The following is a 14,882-nucleotide window of genomic DNA, read 5'->3' as shown; positions in this document are numbered from 1 at the left end:
TTTCTTAAGTTAAATCCTGTAGAAGGATAAAATTCCCTGCCACAGTTTTTGCATTTTTTCATATTTGCTATTAAAACTCATATGAAATTTTTAATATATATGTATTTCGCTTCAAAGCATTTTTTGATTGTTCAAATTTAGCTGCAACTGAGAAAGATTTTGAAATGTTATATGAGTATGAAACAGAAAAAAGATACATAGAAGTGTTATATTCAAGTTTTTTATTTACGCTATAAACTTTATTTAACACATTTACACTTTGAGATATTTTTATGTTTGTGTCCGACTTTCCAAGCCCTATCTTGATATCAAGTTTGTCTTTGTCTTTGCTGATGACATGCGTTGCAAATCCCGCTCCTGCGAGGTTTTCAGAACTCTTAAAGTCAACATACTCACTTGCTTTAGAGTTTTTTATATCTGCATGCTGTGTGAAAAGATAGACTTCTGCTGCTTCTGCTGCATGAGTTACTTGAGATAAAAAAAGAAAAACTGTTAGAAGTAAAGAGATAGAGAAAAAAGGATCAAGCTCTTCACAAGTGTGCTCTCTCTGTCTGCGTCTAAAAAGACTTCTTAGAAGCATTAAAAGTTTTTTCATACTGCTACCTCCATTAATTGTTATATATAGAGCTCTCTGCTCTCTGATATAATTAATGCAGTTTGAAAGAAAAAATTTTTTAAAAAAAATGGTATTATAAAAAGCGACGATGGTATTATAAAAAGCGACACATTTTTATATATAGAGCAGTAGCAAGCCCCCCACCGCAGACCCACGCTACAAGCCATACACGCTACTGCTCTATAAACTTCAAACTGAAAAGTCAAACTTCTGAGAGCTTCTCTGACGATGTAGCGTTAGAGAAGCTCTCAGAATACTGAAAGCCGAGCCACCGATGCCGAGACTTCAAGGTATCTCGGCAAGCGAGCGGAAAACACCAACGAGGGTGAATCAATCAGTCGTCTGGAATAAAGCCAACATATTGCCACTGCTTTAGCGAGCGGTCGGTGGCTCGGTGGTTTGCTTCCGTTTGCAGGGGTATACCTAACTATGGGTCAAACCAAAAAATCGTCTCTAAATCGATTCTACGAAGCCACCCAGGGCAGTGGCCCTGGGTGTTATTGTGGCAAGGAAGGTGTTTTCACTGTTGCACTGCTTGATTTTGAGCGTTCTACAGACTCTTTCTGAGACATTGCACTTTCTGTTATAGTCTGCGAGGCTTTCTCTGTAGCCTTTGCAAATTCAGAAGCTGCGGACTTCTCTATATTGAATTTGCTTGAGATATTCATATAAATTGAGTCTGCAAATATTTTTTGCTTGTTCAATAGCAGTTTAGGTCTGTCTGCTATTTCAATGTAGAGTTGTTTACACTGAATACGATTTGAAATAGCTGGAACACTTGGCAATATCTCCTTAGCCTCTTTTAGCCCTTGCACTACTTCCGTCACGGAAACCCCTGACTGAAACTCAGGCTTGTCAAGCAAGACAAGATATGGGTTGTTTGCCTTTGTTGACACACAAGCACTTGTTAAAAGACCGACTAACAAAGTTAAGATTATTATTAGTCTCATTTTTACCTCCTTTTTAATCAGGCAGGCTTTAGAGCCTGCCTTTGGGTTATTTTTTCATATCAATAACTGCCTTGTAGCCTGTATAGCCCTTTTTTGTGCACTGTGGAAAACTGCACTCAACTATCACTCTGTCCACTCCCTGCTTTTCCTCTACTGTTGATATTACCATTTGCTGCACTCCCTCAAGGCTGTTGGATACCAAGGTTTCACATGCTGCTCTGTCTGTCGGAACAGGTTCATAGCATACTTTGCAAACATAATCAAGATTCTTTTCATCTGCTGCAAATGCAAGTCCTGCAAGACCTATCACCACTGCTATAACTGCAAACGTTTTTCTCATCGTATCACCCCCTTTACTAAATCGCTAAAAGTGCTAAAAGCACCGTAAAGGTAAATGTAAGTCCAAACTGTTTTTTAGCTTTAAATAGAGCTTTTTCGTAATCAAGTCCTACAAGGTTACAGTATTTTTTGAAAGAAAACTCTCTACACTCTTCAGCTGGCAAACTTGAACGAAAAACAAGGTAATAAATATACTCTTTCACTGTCTGCCCTCCTTTCCTGTTTGAAATTCTCTCATTCTTTTTTGTTTCTCTACTTCCATTCCAAGCCAGTTCAGGAATCCAAGCCCAAAGATTGCAATCAGAAGACAAATGTAGAATAGCTTGACAACAAGATCAACCACATGGTTAATTAGATTTGTGATTACTTCAATCATTTTTTACCTCCTACAAGGGGTTTGGGACTGCTATATGCAGTCCCTTTACTATTATTAATGCAACTATTTGCCTTGCTGTTTATCCACTTCATCAAGAGCTTTTTCAAAATCCGATGTGAATTTTTCTATTTTCTGCTCTTTCTCTTTCTTTTTCTGTTCTAACTCTTTCTGTTTCTGCTCTGCCTGCTCTGCTCGACTCTGGTATTTCTGCCTGTCCTGTGTGAATGGGCTTTCTGCTTTGAATTCGTTCCAGTGTTGTTCAAATTTTAAACTCTCTTTTTCAATTTCTGTGTCAAGCTTGCTTTGTTGCATGACTACATAGTAAAAAATCAGCCCTGCCAATGGAGCTGCAATGATTGCTATCTTGAAAAGATTTGTCATGCTACTACCTCCTTTCTCTTAGTTTTTCTGTTATATATAATGCTTTCAATTCTTGCTCTGTTTGGCTGAGTGGCTATTTGAAAGCAGAGCATGTATATCTCTGACTTAAATTCGTCTGCTACGTTCTTTGTGTATCTTGAAAACTCACTAAAAAACCTTGCTGGATTGTGTCTAAGTACATTCAAAGCTGCATGAGTCATTCCAAGCTCAAGAAGCCTTTCGTAATCATTTGCACGCAGACCAAAGAAATGTGGTTTAGTTTTCTGCTTTTTCATCTTTCTCCTCTCCTTTCTTTGCTATTGCTTTGTCTTTACACTGTTGCATGGCGGGGTAATACTGGCATAAATCCTCCATCACAAGAGGCTTTGGCAACTCATACTGGAATGGCTTTGTGAAGTCAATTAGCCTTTGAGGGTCTACTTGCTGTGTTTGGGTTTGGGATTGAAAGGCTTTCTCTGGCTGCTTAATAAGTTCTACTGCTTGCTTGGTCACTTCTTGCATATGTTTATTCTCTGTAAGTTTGTCAAGTTCACTAACTCCATATCCAGCTGCAAGTCCTGTCAAGGCAAGTGCCACCAGTCTGGCTGCAAGTTGCTCTTTTGTAGGTATCATTTTTTACCTCCTTAAGAGGGATTAGGGACTCAGGATGAGTCCCTCTACTATAATTAATGCAGTCACCAATCACTTGATTACCTGCTCCTGAGCCTGTTCTGACTGTTCCGATACAGTTGCTATTCTGAACCTGTTTTCATCAGGAATATAGCTTGGCTGGGTATCTGGGTATATTTTCAGGTCTATTCGGCTTTTTGATATTGGGTACTCACCAATCTTGATGTAGAAATGAAATACAGGAAGTAAAGCAAACTCACTTGGAAGAATTAGCCTGTCGGTCTTTCTCCTGCGGGTAAGGTTTAATCCGTCCCTTAAATCTGCTGGCCCCATAGAGAGAGACTCATCAGTTTCAAGAATTTCTCTATCACCAAAGAATTTTGAGAGATACTCACAAGTATTGACGTCCTGCACTGCAAAGGCTACCGTAGTTGTGCAGTTGTTTATGATTGTGTTCATTGTTTTGTTTCCGTATTCCTTTTCTATTTGATTTATGTCTTGTGTGGCTATCCAAAGAGAAATTCCTTTTGAACGTCCTCTCTCTAAAAAGTCCACAAACTTCGGCATTCTCTGAAGCGAAGCGAACTCATCCAAAACAAAGAAAAGTCTCCTTTCTCTATCGTCTGTAAGTGTAAGAGCTGCATTGCCTAACTGCTCTAACAACACCGAGGCAAGAGGTTTTAGCACGTTCTTGATTTTGTCGTAGTTGACAAGAAATAAAAATCCACCGTCTTGCTTATTGAGCCAATCCTGGATTTTAAAACTGCTCTGGTGGTGTTCAACATATTTAAAACAGTTACTGTATTTCTTCATTGTGCTTATGATATCACTTGCTGACTTTACTCCTTTCTCATATCCTTCTAAAAGCCCAAGCCCTCTCTTGCAGTCATCAAGTTTGTATTTTTCAACTGCGTCTTTCAATGTCTTTATCACTCCTGCTTCTCCCTGTGAAACTGTTTGCCAAAGTGCTTGCATTGTCCTCTGGTTGGTGGCATAAAGATAATACAGGATAGAGTAAAAAACCTCTCTTGCTCCTGTGATGAAATACTCATCTTCGTGTCCTGAAGGCACTGGCGGGATTAATGAGTAAGCAAAGGATTCAATATCACTGACAAGGTAGAGTTCATCAAATATGTTCCAGTGCAGTGTCCGGCTATCAAGAGGATTGAATATTAGGTCTCTCTGTGGGTCATAGAATTTTGAAATGTAATCTCCTTTGGTGTCATATATGACTGCCTTATGCCCTTTTTGCCTGATTTTCTCAATTACTTGATTAAGTGCTGTGGTCTTTCCAGAGCCTGACTTTCCTACTATAAAGAAATGTGTTGTTTCATATTTTCTGGGTACTGGTATCCTGCCGAGTGTAAATGTCACTGGTTCACCAGGATGATCTTTCTTTATTGCAGCCACCAGTTCAGCTGGCTCTACTATCCTCTGCCCTCTCATATGCTCGTCTCTTGTGATTGCCTTTGCTTTGAGTTTGAATTTTGTCAACAGTATCGGATACAGTAACCATACGGGGGTTGCAAGAAGAAATATCCAGAAGCCTTTTTTGAATAAAACCTCTAATGCCTTTGGCCATAACTGCACATAAAAACCAGTGAAAACCTGAATCACTGTTCCAAGCAGTTTACTCTGGAATAAAATCATATAAACAGCTGGAATAAGTAAATGAATAAGTAACACTATCATGAACGTGTAAACGTGCATCTTAAAACTCATCTGCAACTCATGAAACCACTTTTCAAAGCCTTTATAGGTTTTTGCCTCTTTGTAACCCTCTTTCATATGCTTTTACCTCCCAAAGTCTTTTTTGATTTTCTCAATTTTTTCTTTCAAAACTTCTACACTGTCACTATTCAAAAACCACTGCTCCACTGCCTTACCAAGCTCTACATAATAAAGCCTCTCATACTCTTTCATCTGCCTCTGCAACTTCTTCATTCTCTCCTGAAGTTTAGAAATGTTTCTTTTCACTTTACTCACCCCCTTTCTGATATATATAATGCAGTTCACTTACTCAGATTTCTTTAAGCCAAAAATTTCATAAAGAGTCCCACCAAATACCTCTCTCTCATGGCGGTCAAAAAAGTTCATCAGGCTGTGCTTGGTTGCCTCTGGAATGCTTGAGTTGAGCAAAGTATTTCGTGCTACCAGATACACCATGAAAATGAGGTTTCTGAGTTCGTGGAATTGTTCGGTCTGCTGCAGCTGCAATGGCTGGTTCTGTGGCTGGGACTCTGAGAGGCTCTCTATTTTCTGGATAAGCTTATTAAGCAGTGCTGTGTCTTTCAGTTCCTGTTTAAGCCCGTTAGTAATTATCTCTCTTGCCAGTGTGCTTATTCCCTTACCAGAGTTCTTAGCTATTCTCTCAATCAATTCATAATCACTTTCACTCATATAAATCCTTACATACTTAGCCATCCTTTAATCCTCCTTTCTTATTGTTCTCTACTATTAATTAATGCAACTTTTCCCTAATAGGAGAATCTCCTATGTTTTCTTGAAAACTATATCTCCTATGTCGTAAACCTTTGGTAGTATTACCTTTAAGCCTCATCAAAAACCTTAATCTCCTATTACTATGCTTAAAAACTCCAAAAACCGATTAAAGCCTTGTCTGGCTTGGTTCTGGCGTGGGTCTGGCAAAAATCCATTCCTCAACCGAAGGTTGCGGGTGGTGTGATGTAAAAAAGCGGGGGATCGGGGGATTCCCCCGGGCTATTTTTATTTTTTTGATTTTTACACTTTTCAAGGAACAAAAATTTCTATAAATAGGGTACATCAGAGTATCTTTACTGGATAAGGACTTTGAAAGGGAAAAAAACAAATAGAAAAATTCTTCTAATCATCGAAAAAAAATCTAATAATTTTTTCCTGCATTAATAAATATATAGATAGAAAGAAGGAGGATAATTTATGATAAGTTTTGGGCAAATTTATCAATCTTTAGAACAATATGATAGAGACAACTATTATGTGAAAGACTCAGAGGTTGAGACAAGATTTCAGTTAGGCTCTGGATGGAAAGAGTTGAATGCAAAGGAAGGCTATGAAATCACATCTGAGGATTTCAAAAAACTTGCGCATGGAAAAGACTTGAATGGTAACTATCTTAGTAAGGAATTTGAGCAAAAAGACCACAGGCAGGGTTTTGATTTTGTATGGTCACCACATAAGTCAATAACACTGTATGCTTTTACTTCAAAAGAAAACCTGCAAACTGTAACAAACAGTATGAATGAAGCAACTAAAAATTTGGTCAACTTTCTTGAGAAAGAGGGCTATATTCAATATCGTGAAACTGTGAATGGGAAAACTATTTCAAAGTCAAGTGACAATGCAACCGTTCTGGTTAATACCCATCTTTGTGGACGATTAGACCCACAAATACACAACCACATTTCTTTTTTCAATTTCACCAAGACTGAAAATGGTGACTGGAAGGCTTTGAACTCTGATGCTCTTTACAGCAACAAATACATGATAGAAGCATACCTTGAGAATCAGTTAGCGTATCAGCTTAAACAGCAAGGAATAAATACTGAACTTGTAAAAGAGGGCAATAGTAAGGAATATGTGACAAAAATAGCTGGATTAAATGAAGAACATTGGAAAGGTATAGCGAGGACTTCTGAGCTGATTGATAAATATCTTGAGCAACATAGAGAGGAACTACTTCAGAAATATCAAAATGCAAGCGAGTCACAACTGAGAGAGTATGCTTATCTTGAGATTAGACAATCAAAGCAAAGTAAGACAGTTGAAGAACTTTTTAAGCAAGTTGAAGATGCTTTGAAAGAGCAGGGATTAAGTAAACAAGACATAATTGACATAGTCACAACACAAAAAGAAATTTTAGAGCAAGAAAAAGTTCAAGGTTTGGAGCAAAAAAGCAAAGAAGAAATTGCAAAAGAGATAGTCAATAAAGCAATAGATGAAATTATCGATAGACATTCGACTTTTAGTCAATCTGACTTATACAAAGCTGCATTCCAAATCAGTGCTGGTCGTGTTGATTCTGATACACTTGTTCAAACTGTAAAAGAAAATGAAAGAATCATAGAAATGGGATGTATGCAAGATAAGCAACACAATAGAGCAAATGCAACATATCAAGAAAAATACTTTACATCTCAGGAAGTTATAGCGTGGGAATATAACATATTGAAAAGTGTAGAGCAAGGCAAAGGTTCAGTTGAGAAAATTACAGAGCAAAAATATGAAAATGAAAAATTAACCAAATCTCAACTTGAAGCTATCAATCATATCCTTCAAAGTACTGACAGATACACTGCCGTTGTAGGCTGGGCAGGTGTCGGAAAAACAACGTTTGTTGGCGAAATGTCGAAAGAGCTTGGAAAAATTAATGAAATTGCTAAAGAAGCTGGATATCGGCTTATAGGAGTATCTAACACAAACACGGCTGTGAACGAGTTAAAAGAAGTTGGTATAGAAGCGATGACTACTGCAAAGTTTTTGAACTCTGCAAAGGCACTGCAGAACCTTGACTCTAAGACAATTCTAATCGTTGATGAAGCAAGTTTTCTCTCAACTAAAGACATGTCGACTATTCTGGATAAAACAAGGGAATCAGGCTGTCGGATAGTATTTATTGGTGATGACCGTCAGCTGCCTGGAGTTCAGGCTGGCTCTCCATTTGCGGCTTTGATTCGTGAAAACAAAATCAACCACGTCAAAATGACTGATATTGTAAGGCAACGCAACGAAGAGCTTAAGAGTGCTGTATATGACATATACCACAAAAACATTGAATCTGCACTTAATAAAATTACTTTCAAAACTATAGAGAGGGATTCGGCTCTTGAAATTGCTACGCATGCACTTAAAAGCGATAAACCAATCAATATAGTAGATAGAGAAATCTTTGAAAAAGTAAAAGAAATGTTTGAAGGTCAAGGCTCTGCTACTCAATATGTTCAGCAGTTTAAATCTGCACCGTTTGAACGTGAAATAATAGAGAAACTTGGCATAGAGGACGCAGGACAGAGAGAAGCTTTCTTTTTCTACAAAGATTTCGGTTTTCATGAAGGTGAAAATCCTCATGGAATAAAAGAGGATCAAGCTAAAAAAAGTATTAGGCAAATGATTAAAATGGGCTGGGTAGTAGCTACAGAGGTAGAGGTAAATGGCAAGAAATGTGGAGCATATCAAAAGACTGGATTGTTCGGGGTTGACCCATCTCGGATTAGAGAAGTTCTCGGTGAAAAATATGAGGAGTATCAAAAGCAAATAGAGCAGCAACAAAAGGAAATTCTGCGAGAGATAGCGAAAGAGTATATAAGTCAAGGCTATAAAAATTCTGCCATATCTGTAGCTACAAATCAGGACGCTAAAATCTTAAACAGTTTAATCAGCGAAGAATTGCGGAATGGCGAGCTTAAAGGGGCTAAATCTATAGAGGTAAATGTGTGGGTAAACAAGAATTTAGATAATGTAGAGAGGCTAAAGGCAAGTAGCTACAATGTTGGCGATAAATTACTTGTAATGTCTTCGGGCAGTGGAGTTAGCGTTGGAAAAGAGCTTTTCGTGAAAGAAGTTGATATTGTCAAGAATACTTTAAAAGTAGAATATACAACAAAGAAAGGTGAAGTTAAAGAAAGAGTTTTCAATATCGAAAAGCTTGGTGACAAGGTTCAGGCTTTTCAAAGGGAAAGTATCACTATTGTAGAGGGTGAAAAACTTATCTTCAATAATACATACAAGGATAAAAACTTTGCAAATTCAGAGTTTGCATACATAAAAAGCATAAACGAGGATGGTTCTATAACTGTAGTAAACAAACTTGATTCAGATAAAGCTAAAATTACAACATTCACGAAAGAAGAGCTTGAAAAAGGTGTTCATTTTCAACATGGCTATGCAGTGACGGCTGACCGTATGCAGGGCAAGACGACCCAGAATGTAATAGCGTTTGAGACGAGGAGCCATGAAAATTTCCTCGTCTCAATCACAAGAGCCAAACAGAATGCGACTATATACTCTACTATGAGTAAAGAGAAATTCATTGAGAGAGCTTCTGAGGAAGCGACAAAGGAAAGAATAGAAAAAATGGCATATCGGTTTAATGACGAAGTGTTTAATGCAGTAAAAGATCAAGTCTATGAGAATTTTCAACAGCAAGAAAAGCAACAAGAGCAGGATGCAGGGCAGGGAAAAGAGGAGTTTAAAGGGTTTGAAAAGGAAAGAGAAGGAATGCAAGGATTTCAGTATGAAAAACAGAATGAAAGATACAAAGAGTCTGTATTTTTTGCAAGTGAAGCACTGAAGAATTATGAAAGAGAGCAATACAAAGAATGGGCTAAACATTTCAGTGAAAAAGATTTCAAAGCAGTTCAGAAACCTCAAAAGCCAAACATTGTTAAGAAAATAGCAAATGCAATGGTGGATTCAAATTATGTTGATAGAAAGTTCAAGGACTGGCTAAATGGAAAGACTCGGGATAAATTTGAGAAATGGACATTAAAAGATCAGATAAAAACATGGTGGAAGAATAACCTAAACCGTGACCTGGAAAAACTCACTGGCCAGAAAAGAAGAGACTACTGGAAGACTTACGAGGTTTATACAAAAGACCAAAATGGACAGTGGCATAAAGGAATTCAAAAACTGCATGTAAAAGTTCGAGGTAGCAAAACAATTACAGAAGGTTACACACTCACAAAGGACGGAATTAGCTATTTCAGAATAGAAAAGCAAAAAGGACTTTTTGGAATAGAAAGAGAGATAGATAGAGAGATAAAATTCATAACTCACGAGCAAATCAAACATGAACAAAAACAAGAAAAAGAAGTAGAACAGATAAAGAAGACATATTCAAACGAGGCATCTGCTCGGGCAAAAGAGATAGTCAAGCATCAGCAGGAAAGGCAAGAAAAACAGCAGGAAAAACAAAATAAAAAGCAGGAAAAGGTGGATGAAAAGAAAGTAGAAAGGAACGAGAAGGATGAAGTGAAAAAGTTTGTTATACAAACGATTGGAAAACAAGGAAAAATAACAAATAAAGAGGTATTGAGGTGGGCTAAGCAAAATAAAATAAAAACAGAGAATGCTATTTCTGCGATGAAAGAACTTAACTTTGCAGGAAAAATATATAGTGACAAATACGATAAAAAGACAAAAACAATAACATTTATATCTACGACAAAACTCTCTGAGCAAAGACGGGCTGTGGAACAAGCTATAATGAACATTTACAAAAACACTGCAAAGGAACATATTACTATAAAAGACATAAAAAAAGAATTAGAAAAAGAAAAAATTGAGATATCAAGTAAAACTCTTAAAAAACACATTGAAACATGCATATGCAAAGCAAATGAAGAAGGTAAATATAACTTAAACAACACACTCATGGCAATACAAGACAGACAAATAGTTAAAATTTATGTAAATTCAACAAAAAGTGCTTTCACAAGTAAGGAGCTCGGCGAAAATATGAAAAAAAATGGTCATGAAATAAACGAGAGAAGACTTGAAAAGTATATTCAAGAACAAGACGTTCGCATTATAGGGTTTCAAAAAAATCAAGATGGCAAGATAGAAGCGGTGTATTCAAACAAAGATAGGTTCAAAGAGAACAAACAGGAATGGTTAAAGAAAGAAGGAAGTATAAGGCAAAAAGCAGACGAACAGTTGGTCAAGGCGGTGATAGAAAAAACAAAGGGCTCGGGGCTAAGCAAAGAAGAAATAGACAAGAAAATTCAAGAAGCGACAAACTCAAAACACAAAGGATATACTAAAAGTCTTAGAGAGAGAGTTCAGACTCAAGAAAAAATGAAGACTCAAGAAAGGGCTCAAACTCAAGAACTCTCTCGCTCTACTGTTGCAGCTGAACAATCCCAATCCCTTAGGCGGGGGCGATAGGGTGACACTTCGGGAAGGGAAAAAGGGATAGCTGTGGACTATTAGGTAGAACACTATATGGTAATTACAATTATATATAGTTCCCCCTTTTATAGAAATTTATTCCCACTACCACAGGGTTTAGGATATCCATCCAGATAATTCCTGTAGTAAGGATTACCTTTCAGGATATCCAGGGCAGCACTATTACAGCCCTTTAGTTTCTCAATGTGCTTTTTTATGAGCACACTGAGAACTTGCTTTTTCGTGGCAGTGGTCTTTATCAGTCCCAGAAGAGACGCTCTTCTGAGAATGTTTCTTGCACCATTTACCTGTGCATTTGTTTTCTTTCCACACAATTTGCATTCAAAAGTCTGTGTATCCTTTCTGTTTTTCCTGTCTACATAACCACAACTGCTACACTCCTGAGATGTATACGAAGGATTGACTTCTATTACCTCTATGCCATACATCTCCTGCAGACGCTTGAGTTTTTTCTTTACAAACCTCTTGCCAAAGTTCTGGATAAGCCTGTTCATTCTCTTTGAAAGTTCTGGGCTTCTGAAGTCAAGTTTTCCTTTCATTTAGAATATATAAGTAAGCTTTATTAAATATTCATTTCTTTTTAGCACATTTTTACTCTGCTGAAAACTGACTTCTACATCAAAATTTTTAAAAAATTTATATCTATAAGAAGATTCAAACAAGTACATACCAGTTTTATAGTTTAATTCCTTCTCAATTATGTAGTTTTTCCCCATGAAATTGAAGGATTGTGAAATATTAATATTAGAAGTACTTTTTCCTAAACCTAATCTAAAATCAAATCTATCTTTATTTTTTTGTAAAAAATGAGATGAGAAACCAAATCCGCATAGTCGTTCATCAGCTGAAAAACTTACATACGAATTCCCTTTACTGTTTTCTGTAGTTGCGTATGAACTCCAAATATAAATTTCTGCACCTACCGCAACTGAAACTAAAGCTAAAGACAGAGAAATAAGGATAATAAGAAATAAAACTTTCATATTAACCTCCTTGTTGTTTTTTTATAAAGTTTTTCTTCTATAAGTATTAATGCATCTTTAAACTTCAAAATTTTTAAAAAAAATGCATTAAAATTAATGGACTGAGCAGTAGTACATAGGCCGAGGGCGGGGCGGTGGATGGGTGGCGTTGCTACTGCTCTATGTTTCAAACTCTATACCAAACTCCTTAGAAGTTCTCTGCTGCTTGTCGGTAGAGAACTTCTAAGGAATACTGCAAGCCAAACCACCGATGCCGAGCCACCACCGGGCTCGGCAAGCGAGCGGATAAAACCATCGAGGCTATTCAAAAACGCTCCTCTTGAATAGAGCTAACATATTGGCACTGCTTTAGCGAGCGGTCGGTGGTTTGAGTTTGCTGAGAGTTTGTATTGTAATATAAATGTAATATAAACTTAATATAAAGCCAAGTTAATGCAAAAATTTTATGTCAATAATCTGATTATAATACGTTAATAATACATTTATATTACATTTTTTCACAGACAAAAATCAAAAAAACTTTCAAATTCAATAGGTTTTTGGCATTTCATTTTTTAAAAAAATCAGGCTCAGATTTAACCTCTGAGCCTTGGTTGTTTTTTCTAAATTATTCATTTTTTTTCAAACTGAAAGCTAAGCCTAATAAAGCTTTATCAAGTTTTGAAAGTTTGTACTTTTTCATAAATTCTGGGATTTCTGGATCAGGATTTTCTTTTAAAATTTCTTGTGCTTTTCTGAGTGCTGAGATTGCATTATTAATTGCAGTTATATCGCTTTTATTAGCTGGATACAAAAGCTCAAAAATATATGTTCTGAGATAATCACCATAGCCTGCGTATAAGTCTTCATATAGCCCCGAGTCAACAAGTAAAATGAATTTTAACCAAGCAAGTTTATCTTTTCTTTTAATTTTCTCTTCTGTAATTGTAACTTGTTCTAAGATTCCTTTAGTATATCCTTTCTTGTACCAATGAAAAGCCTCGAGAAATAAGTCTACGTTTTTAGGATTCATGCTGTGAGCAGTTAGAAGCATTCCTACGTAGTATGCTATGCCTCCGTCAATTGTTTTGGAAGTGTCTAATAAAAACTGCATGAATTCAACATCTATGTTTTTTGTGTAGTTTGTTGCAAATGATGTCATACTCTCTCTTGCTGTAATTCCTGAAGACGTAAGAAAAGCAGAGCTTTTTTGCCCAACACTTTTGACCTGTGAAATTGAAAAGGGCAAGTTTTTAACTCCTGTAGCAATAGCACGTTCACCTTCAAAAAAACTAAATTCTATTAGTCCTACTTTGAAAGTGCAATCGTTATCTGTGCAATTCATCTGTATTGCAAATGAGGTTGACGATAAAAGAGTAATAACCAAAAAAGTTAAAAAGATTGACTTTCTCATTTTTTACCTCCTCTTCTTTAAGATAAGAACTAAAACTGCTACTCCTGCTAAAGCAGGAAAGGCAAATAAAATGTATTTAGTTGATACTTTAGTTTGAGTTACGAAATTTTGAGTAGTAAGAGGGTCATTTTTAGCTATAGCTTGTTCAAGAGCTCTAAGATCCTCCTGTGCTGGCTTTTCAATCATAAAAGAAGTTACTGCTGCACTAATATATGCATCACGAACTTCGTTCTGTTTCTGTCTGGCAGTTTCTGTATTAAGTTGAAGTTCTTTGTCTTTTAAGAACTTTTGCAAAGCTAAATTTCTGTCGATTTGAGATAACTCAGTGGTTGTCTTCTGCTGTAAAAGAGTATATTTTTCATGCAGTTTTTTAATCTCTGCATCCAAAAACTGCCTTGGCTCTTTTAGTTCGTCCCAATCTAAAAGTTTGGCAAAAAGCACTGCATGAGCCCACTCAAAACTTCTTGCATTTTTATTTTCACTTGGAGATTTGGCAATAGAATATATTAGTTTAGCTCTATTAAGAACATTATTAGTGTTAGAAAAGTCTAAATCGCTCGGTTTAATAGTTTTATAGATCACATATGCTTGTACTAAATCATCAAGTCTATTTGAAAAGTAAGCACGATACACTAAATCAACAGCAGATGAAATACAAAAAGGATAGCGGGATGCTGGGATTGTACCCTGAAGTCCTTTTGCAATAAAATTATGGAAGTCTGCATTCATGTTGGTTTCAATAGCTTGCTCATGAGTCTCGGACTGAGACATTGTTCTTTCTTTAGATATAGATTTGTCTTTTGAACTGGAAAAAGATGAATTAATGAACTCCTGTGCAGCTGAAACGAGAGAAGAAGCACTTTTACGTATATTCTGACTTTCCTTTATAGTCTGACTGATTGACTCTGAGAGCTTTTTAGTATTTTTGATTGAAAGAGGTATATTGCTCGTTAAAACTTGCCAGTCATAGATGTTTTGTGCAATCGTCCATGACCAACATGACTCACCTTTGCAACTCGTCGGGGCATAGTTTGAGCCAACTCGATTTACGAAACGTTCGTCAAGTTGTATCAAGTTAAACTTACTTGAGATTGGCATGCCGAGAAATCTGTGACAGTTTGGATTGACGAAGTTCAACAATACAAAATCCTCGAGTTTGTATTTCTGTTTCTGTTCGTTTTGAGCCTGCTGTTGCTGCTGTGTACTGTTCTGCTGTTCTGCAACTGCTGTTGTAGATGTTAGCATAAACAAAGTTAACAACATTAAAAAAACTATTTTTTTCATAGTGTTGCCTCCTTTTTAAATTTTTAGGGCAGGGTTATAC

16 protein-coding genes are annotated in these 14,882 nt (G+C 36.6%); 1 reads left to right on the top strand and 15 read right to left on the bottom strand.

Features of this window, described 5'->3' with window-relative positions:
- Nucleotides 1-70 precede the first annotated feature (70 nt).
- The 11 genes from QI155_RS03305 to QI155_RS03255 all read right to left on the bottom strand — a co-directional run bounded on the left by QI155_RS03305 (nt 71) and on the right by QI155_RS03255 (nt 5,695).
- A complete protein-coding gene (locus tag QI155_RS03305; protein WP_281321102.1) occupies nt 71-595 on the bottom strand; it encodes a DUF481 domain-containing protein in 525 nt (174 codons plus the stop codon).
- Nucleotides 596-1,113: 518 nt separating this feature from the next.
- The gene (locus QI155_RS03300; protein ID WP_281321101.1) at nt 1,114-1,566 is read right to left on the bottom strand and encodes a hypothetical protein; all 453 of its coding nucleotides are present in this window, start codon (nt 1,564-1,566) and stop codon (nt 1,114-1,116) included.
- A gap of 46 nt (nt 1,567-1,612) precedes the next feature.
- A complete protein-coding gene (locus tag QI155_RS03295) occupies nt 1,613-1,906 on the bottom strand; it encodes a hypothetical protein (RefSeq protein WP_281321100.1) in 294 nt (97 codons plus the stop codon).
- Between the two features lie 16 nt (nt 1,907-1,922).
- Nucleotides 1,923-2,108, bottom strand: coding sequence for a hypothetical protein (locus QI155_RS03290; RefSeq protein ID WP_281321099.1), 186 nt, complete (start codon nt 2,106-2,108; stop codon nt 1,923-1,925).
- Entirely contained in the window at nt 2,105-2,281 is a 177-nt protein-coding gene (locus tag QI155_RS03285) for a hypothetical protein (protein WP_281321098.1), read from the bottom strand. Before QI155_RS03285 ends, QI155_RS03290 begins: the two co-directional genes overlap by 4 nt.
- 63 nt (nt 2,282-2,344) lie before the next feature.
- A complete protein-coding gene (locus QI155_RS03280; RefSeq protein ID WP_281321097.1) occupies nt 2,345-2,662 on the bottom strand; it encodes a hypothetical protein in 318 nt (105 codons plus the stop codon).
- Complete coding sequence (locus QI155_RS03275) at nt 2,659-2,937, bottom strand: hypothetical protein (RefSeq protein WP_281321096.1); 279 nt, start codon at nt 2,935-2,937, stop codon at nt 2,659-2,661. The genes QI155_RS03280 and QI155_RS03275 overlap by 4 nt, the downstream gene beginning before the upstream one ends.
- Nucleotides 2,918-3,274, bottom strand: a complete 357-nt coding sequence (locus QI155_RS03270) for a hypothetical protein (RefSeq protein WP_281321095.1) — start codon at nt 3,272-3,274, stop codon at nt 2,918-2,920. The genes QI155_RS03275 and QI155_RS03270 overlap by 20 nt, the downstream gene beginning before the upstream one ends.
- A gap of 69 nt (nt 3,275-3,343) precedes the next feature.
- Nucleotides 3,344-5,059 carry a type IV secretion system DNA-binding domain-containing protein gene (locus QI155_RS03265; RefSeq protein WP_281321094.1) on the bottom strand — a complete coding sequence of 572 codons (1,716 nt, stop codon included), beginning with the start codon at nt 5,057-5,059 and terminating at the stop codon, nt 3,344-3,346.
- Between the two features lie 6 nt (nt 5,060-5,065).
- Nucleotides 5,066-5,248: a hypothetical protein gene (locus QI155_RS03260; RefSeq protein WP_281321093.1), complete on the bottom strand. Its 183-nt coding sequence runs from the start codon at nt 5,246-5,248 to the stop codon at nt 5,066-5,068.
- A 39-nt stretch (nt 5,249-5,287) separates the two neighbouring features.
- On the bottom strand, nt 5,288-5,695 hold the full coding sequence (locus QI155_RS03255) for a hypothetical protein (protein WP_281321092.1): 408 nt from the start codon (nt 5,693-5,695) through the stop codon (nt 5,288-5,290).
- 495 nt (nt 5,696-6,190) lie between these two features.
- On the opposite strand from QI155_RS03255, the gene mobF reads away from it, so the two are divergent.
- Nucleotides 6,191-11,158, top strand: coding sequence for a MobF family relaxase (gene mobF / locus QI155_RS03250; protein ID WP_281321091.1), 4,968 nt, complete (start codon nt 6,191-6,193; stop codon nt 11,156-11,158).
- A gap of 89 nt (nt 11,159-11,247) precedes the next feature.
- Here the strand turns inward: mobF and QI155_RS03245 are convergent, their stop codons facing one another.
- The 4 genes from QI155_RS03245 to QI155_RS03230 all read right to left on the bottom strand — a co-directional run bounded on the left by QI155_RS03245 (nt 11,248) and on the right by QI155_RS03230 (nt 14,842).
- The gene (locus QI155_RS03245; RefSeq protein WP_281321090.1) at nt 11,248-11,721 is read right to left on the bottom strand and encodes a transposase; all 474 of its coding nucleotides are present in this window, start codon (nt 11,719-11,721) and stop codon (nt 11,248-11,250) included.
- The gene (locus QI155_RS03240; RefSeq protein ID WP_281321089.1) at nt 11,722-12,165 is read right to left on the bottom strand and encodes a hypothetical protein; all 444 of its coding nucleotides are present in this window, start codon (nt 12,163-12,165) and stop codon (nt 11,722-11,724) included.
- A gap of 607 nt (nt 12,166-12,772) precedes the next feature.
- Nucleotides 12,773-13,558 (bottom strand): hypothetical protein, encoded by a 786-nt coding sequence (locus tag QI155_RS03235; RefSeq protein ID WP_281321088.1) that lies wholly within the window; start codon nt 13,556-13,558, stop codon nt 12,773-12,775.
- Nucleotides 13,559-13,561: 3 nt separating this feature from the next.
- Nucleotides 13,562-14,842 (bottom strand): hypothetical protein, encoded by a 1,281-nt coding sequence (locus tag QI155_RS03230; protein WP_281321087.1) that lies wholly within the window; start codon nt 14,840-14,842, stop codon nt 13,562-13,564.
- Between the last annotated feature and the right edge of the window lie 40 nt (nt 14,843-14,882).

It is taken from the genome of Thermodesulfovibrio sp. 1176 (genome assembly GCF_029946585.1).
GTDB lineage: Bacteria > Nitrospirota > Thermodesulfovibrionia > Thermodesulfovibrionales > Thermodesulfovibrionaceae > Thermodesulfovibrio.
This window is presented reverse-complemented; position numbering and strand designations above follow the sequence as displayed.

Bases quoted from the DNA above. Each gene is read 5' to 3' on its own strand.
- QI155_RS03305 (WP_281321102.1), bottom strand. From the start codon at position 595: ATGAAAAAACTTTTAATGCTTCTAAGAAGTCTTTTTAGACGCAGACAG.
- QI155_RS03300 (WP_281321101.1), bottom strand. From the start codon at position 1,566: ATGAGACTAATAATAATCTTAACTTTGTTAGTCGGTCTTTTAACAAGT.
- QI155_RS03295 (WP_281321100.1), bottom strand. From the start codon at position 1,906: ATGAGAAAAACGTTTGCAGTTATAGCAGTGGTGATAGGTCTTGCAGGA.
- QI155_RS03285 (WP_281321098.1), bottom strand. From the start codon at position 2,281: ATGATTGAAGTAATCACAAATCTAATTAACCATGTGGTTGATCTTGTT.
- QI155_RS03280 (WP_281321097.1), bottom strand. From the start codon at position 2,662: ATGACAAATCTTTTCAAGATAGCAATCATTGCAGCTCCATTGGCAGGG.
- QI155_RS03275 (WP_281321096.1), bottom strand. From the start codon at position 2,937: ATGAAAAAGCAGAAAACTAAACCACATTTCTTTGGTCTGCGTGCAAAT.
- QI155_RS03270 (WP_281321095.1), bottom strand. From the start codon at position 3,274: ATGATACCTACAAAAGAGCAACTTGCAGCCAGACTGGTGGCACTTGCC.
- QI155_RS03265 (WP_281321094.1), bottom strand. From the start codon at position 5,059: ATGAAAGAGGGTTACAAAGAGGCAAAAACCTATAAAGGCTTTGAAAAG.
- QI155_RS03255 (WP_281321092.1), bottom strand. From the start codon at position 5,695: ATGGCTAAGTATGTAAGGATTTATATGAGTGAAAGTGATTATGAATTG.
- mobF (WP_281321091.1), top strand. From the start codon at position 6,191: ATGATAAGTTTTGGGCAAATTTATCAATCTTTAGAACAATATGATAGA.
- QI155_RS03245 (WP_281321090.1), bottom strand. From the start codon at position 11,721: ATGAAAGGAAAACTTGACTTCAGAAGCCCAGAACTTTCAAAGAGAATG.
- QI155_RS03240 (WP_281321089.1), bottom strand. From the start codon at position 12,165: ATGAAAGTTTTATTTCTTATTATCCTTATTTCTCTGTCTTTAGCTTTA.
- QI155_RS03235 (WP_281321088.1), bottom strand. From the start codon at position 13,558: ATGAGAAAGTCAATCTTTTTAACTTTTTTGGTTATTACTCTTTTATCG.
- QI155_RS03230 (WP_281321087.1), bottom strand. From the start codon at position 14,842: ATGAAAAAAATAGTTTTTTTAATGTTGTTAACTTTGTTTATGCTAACA.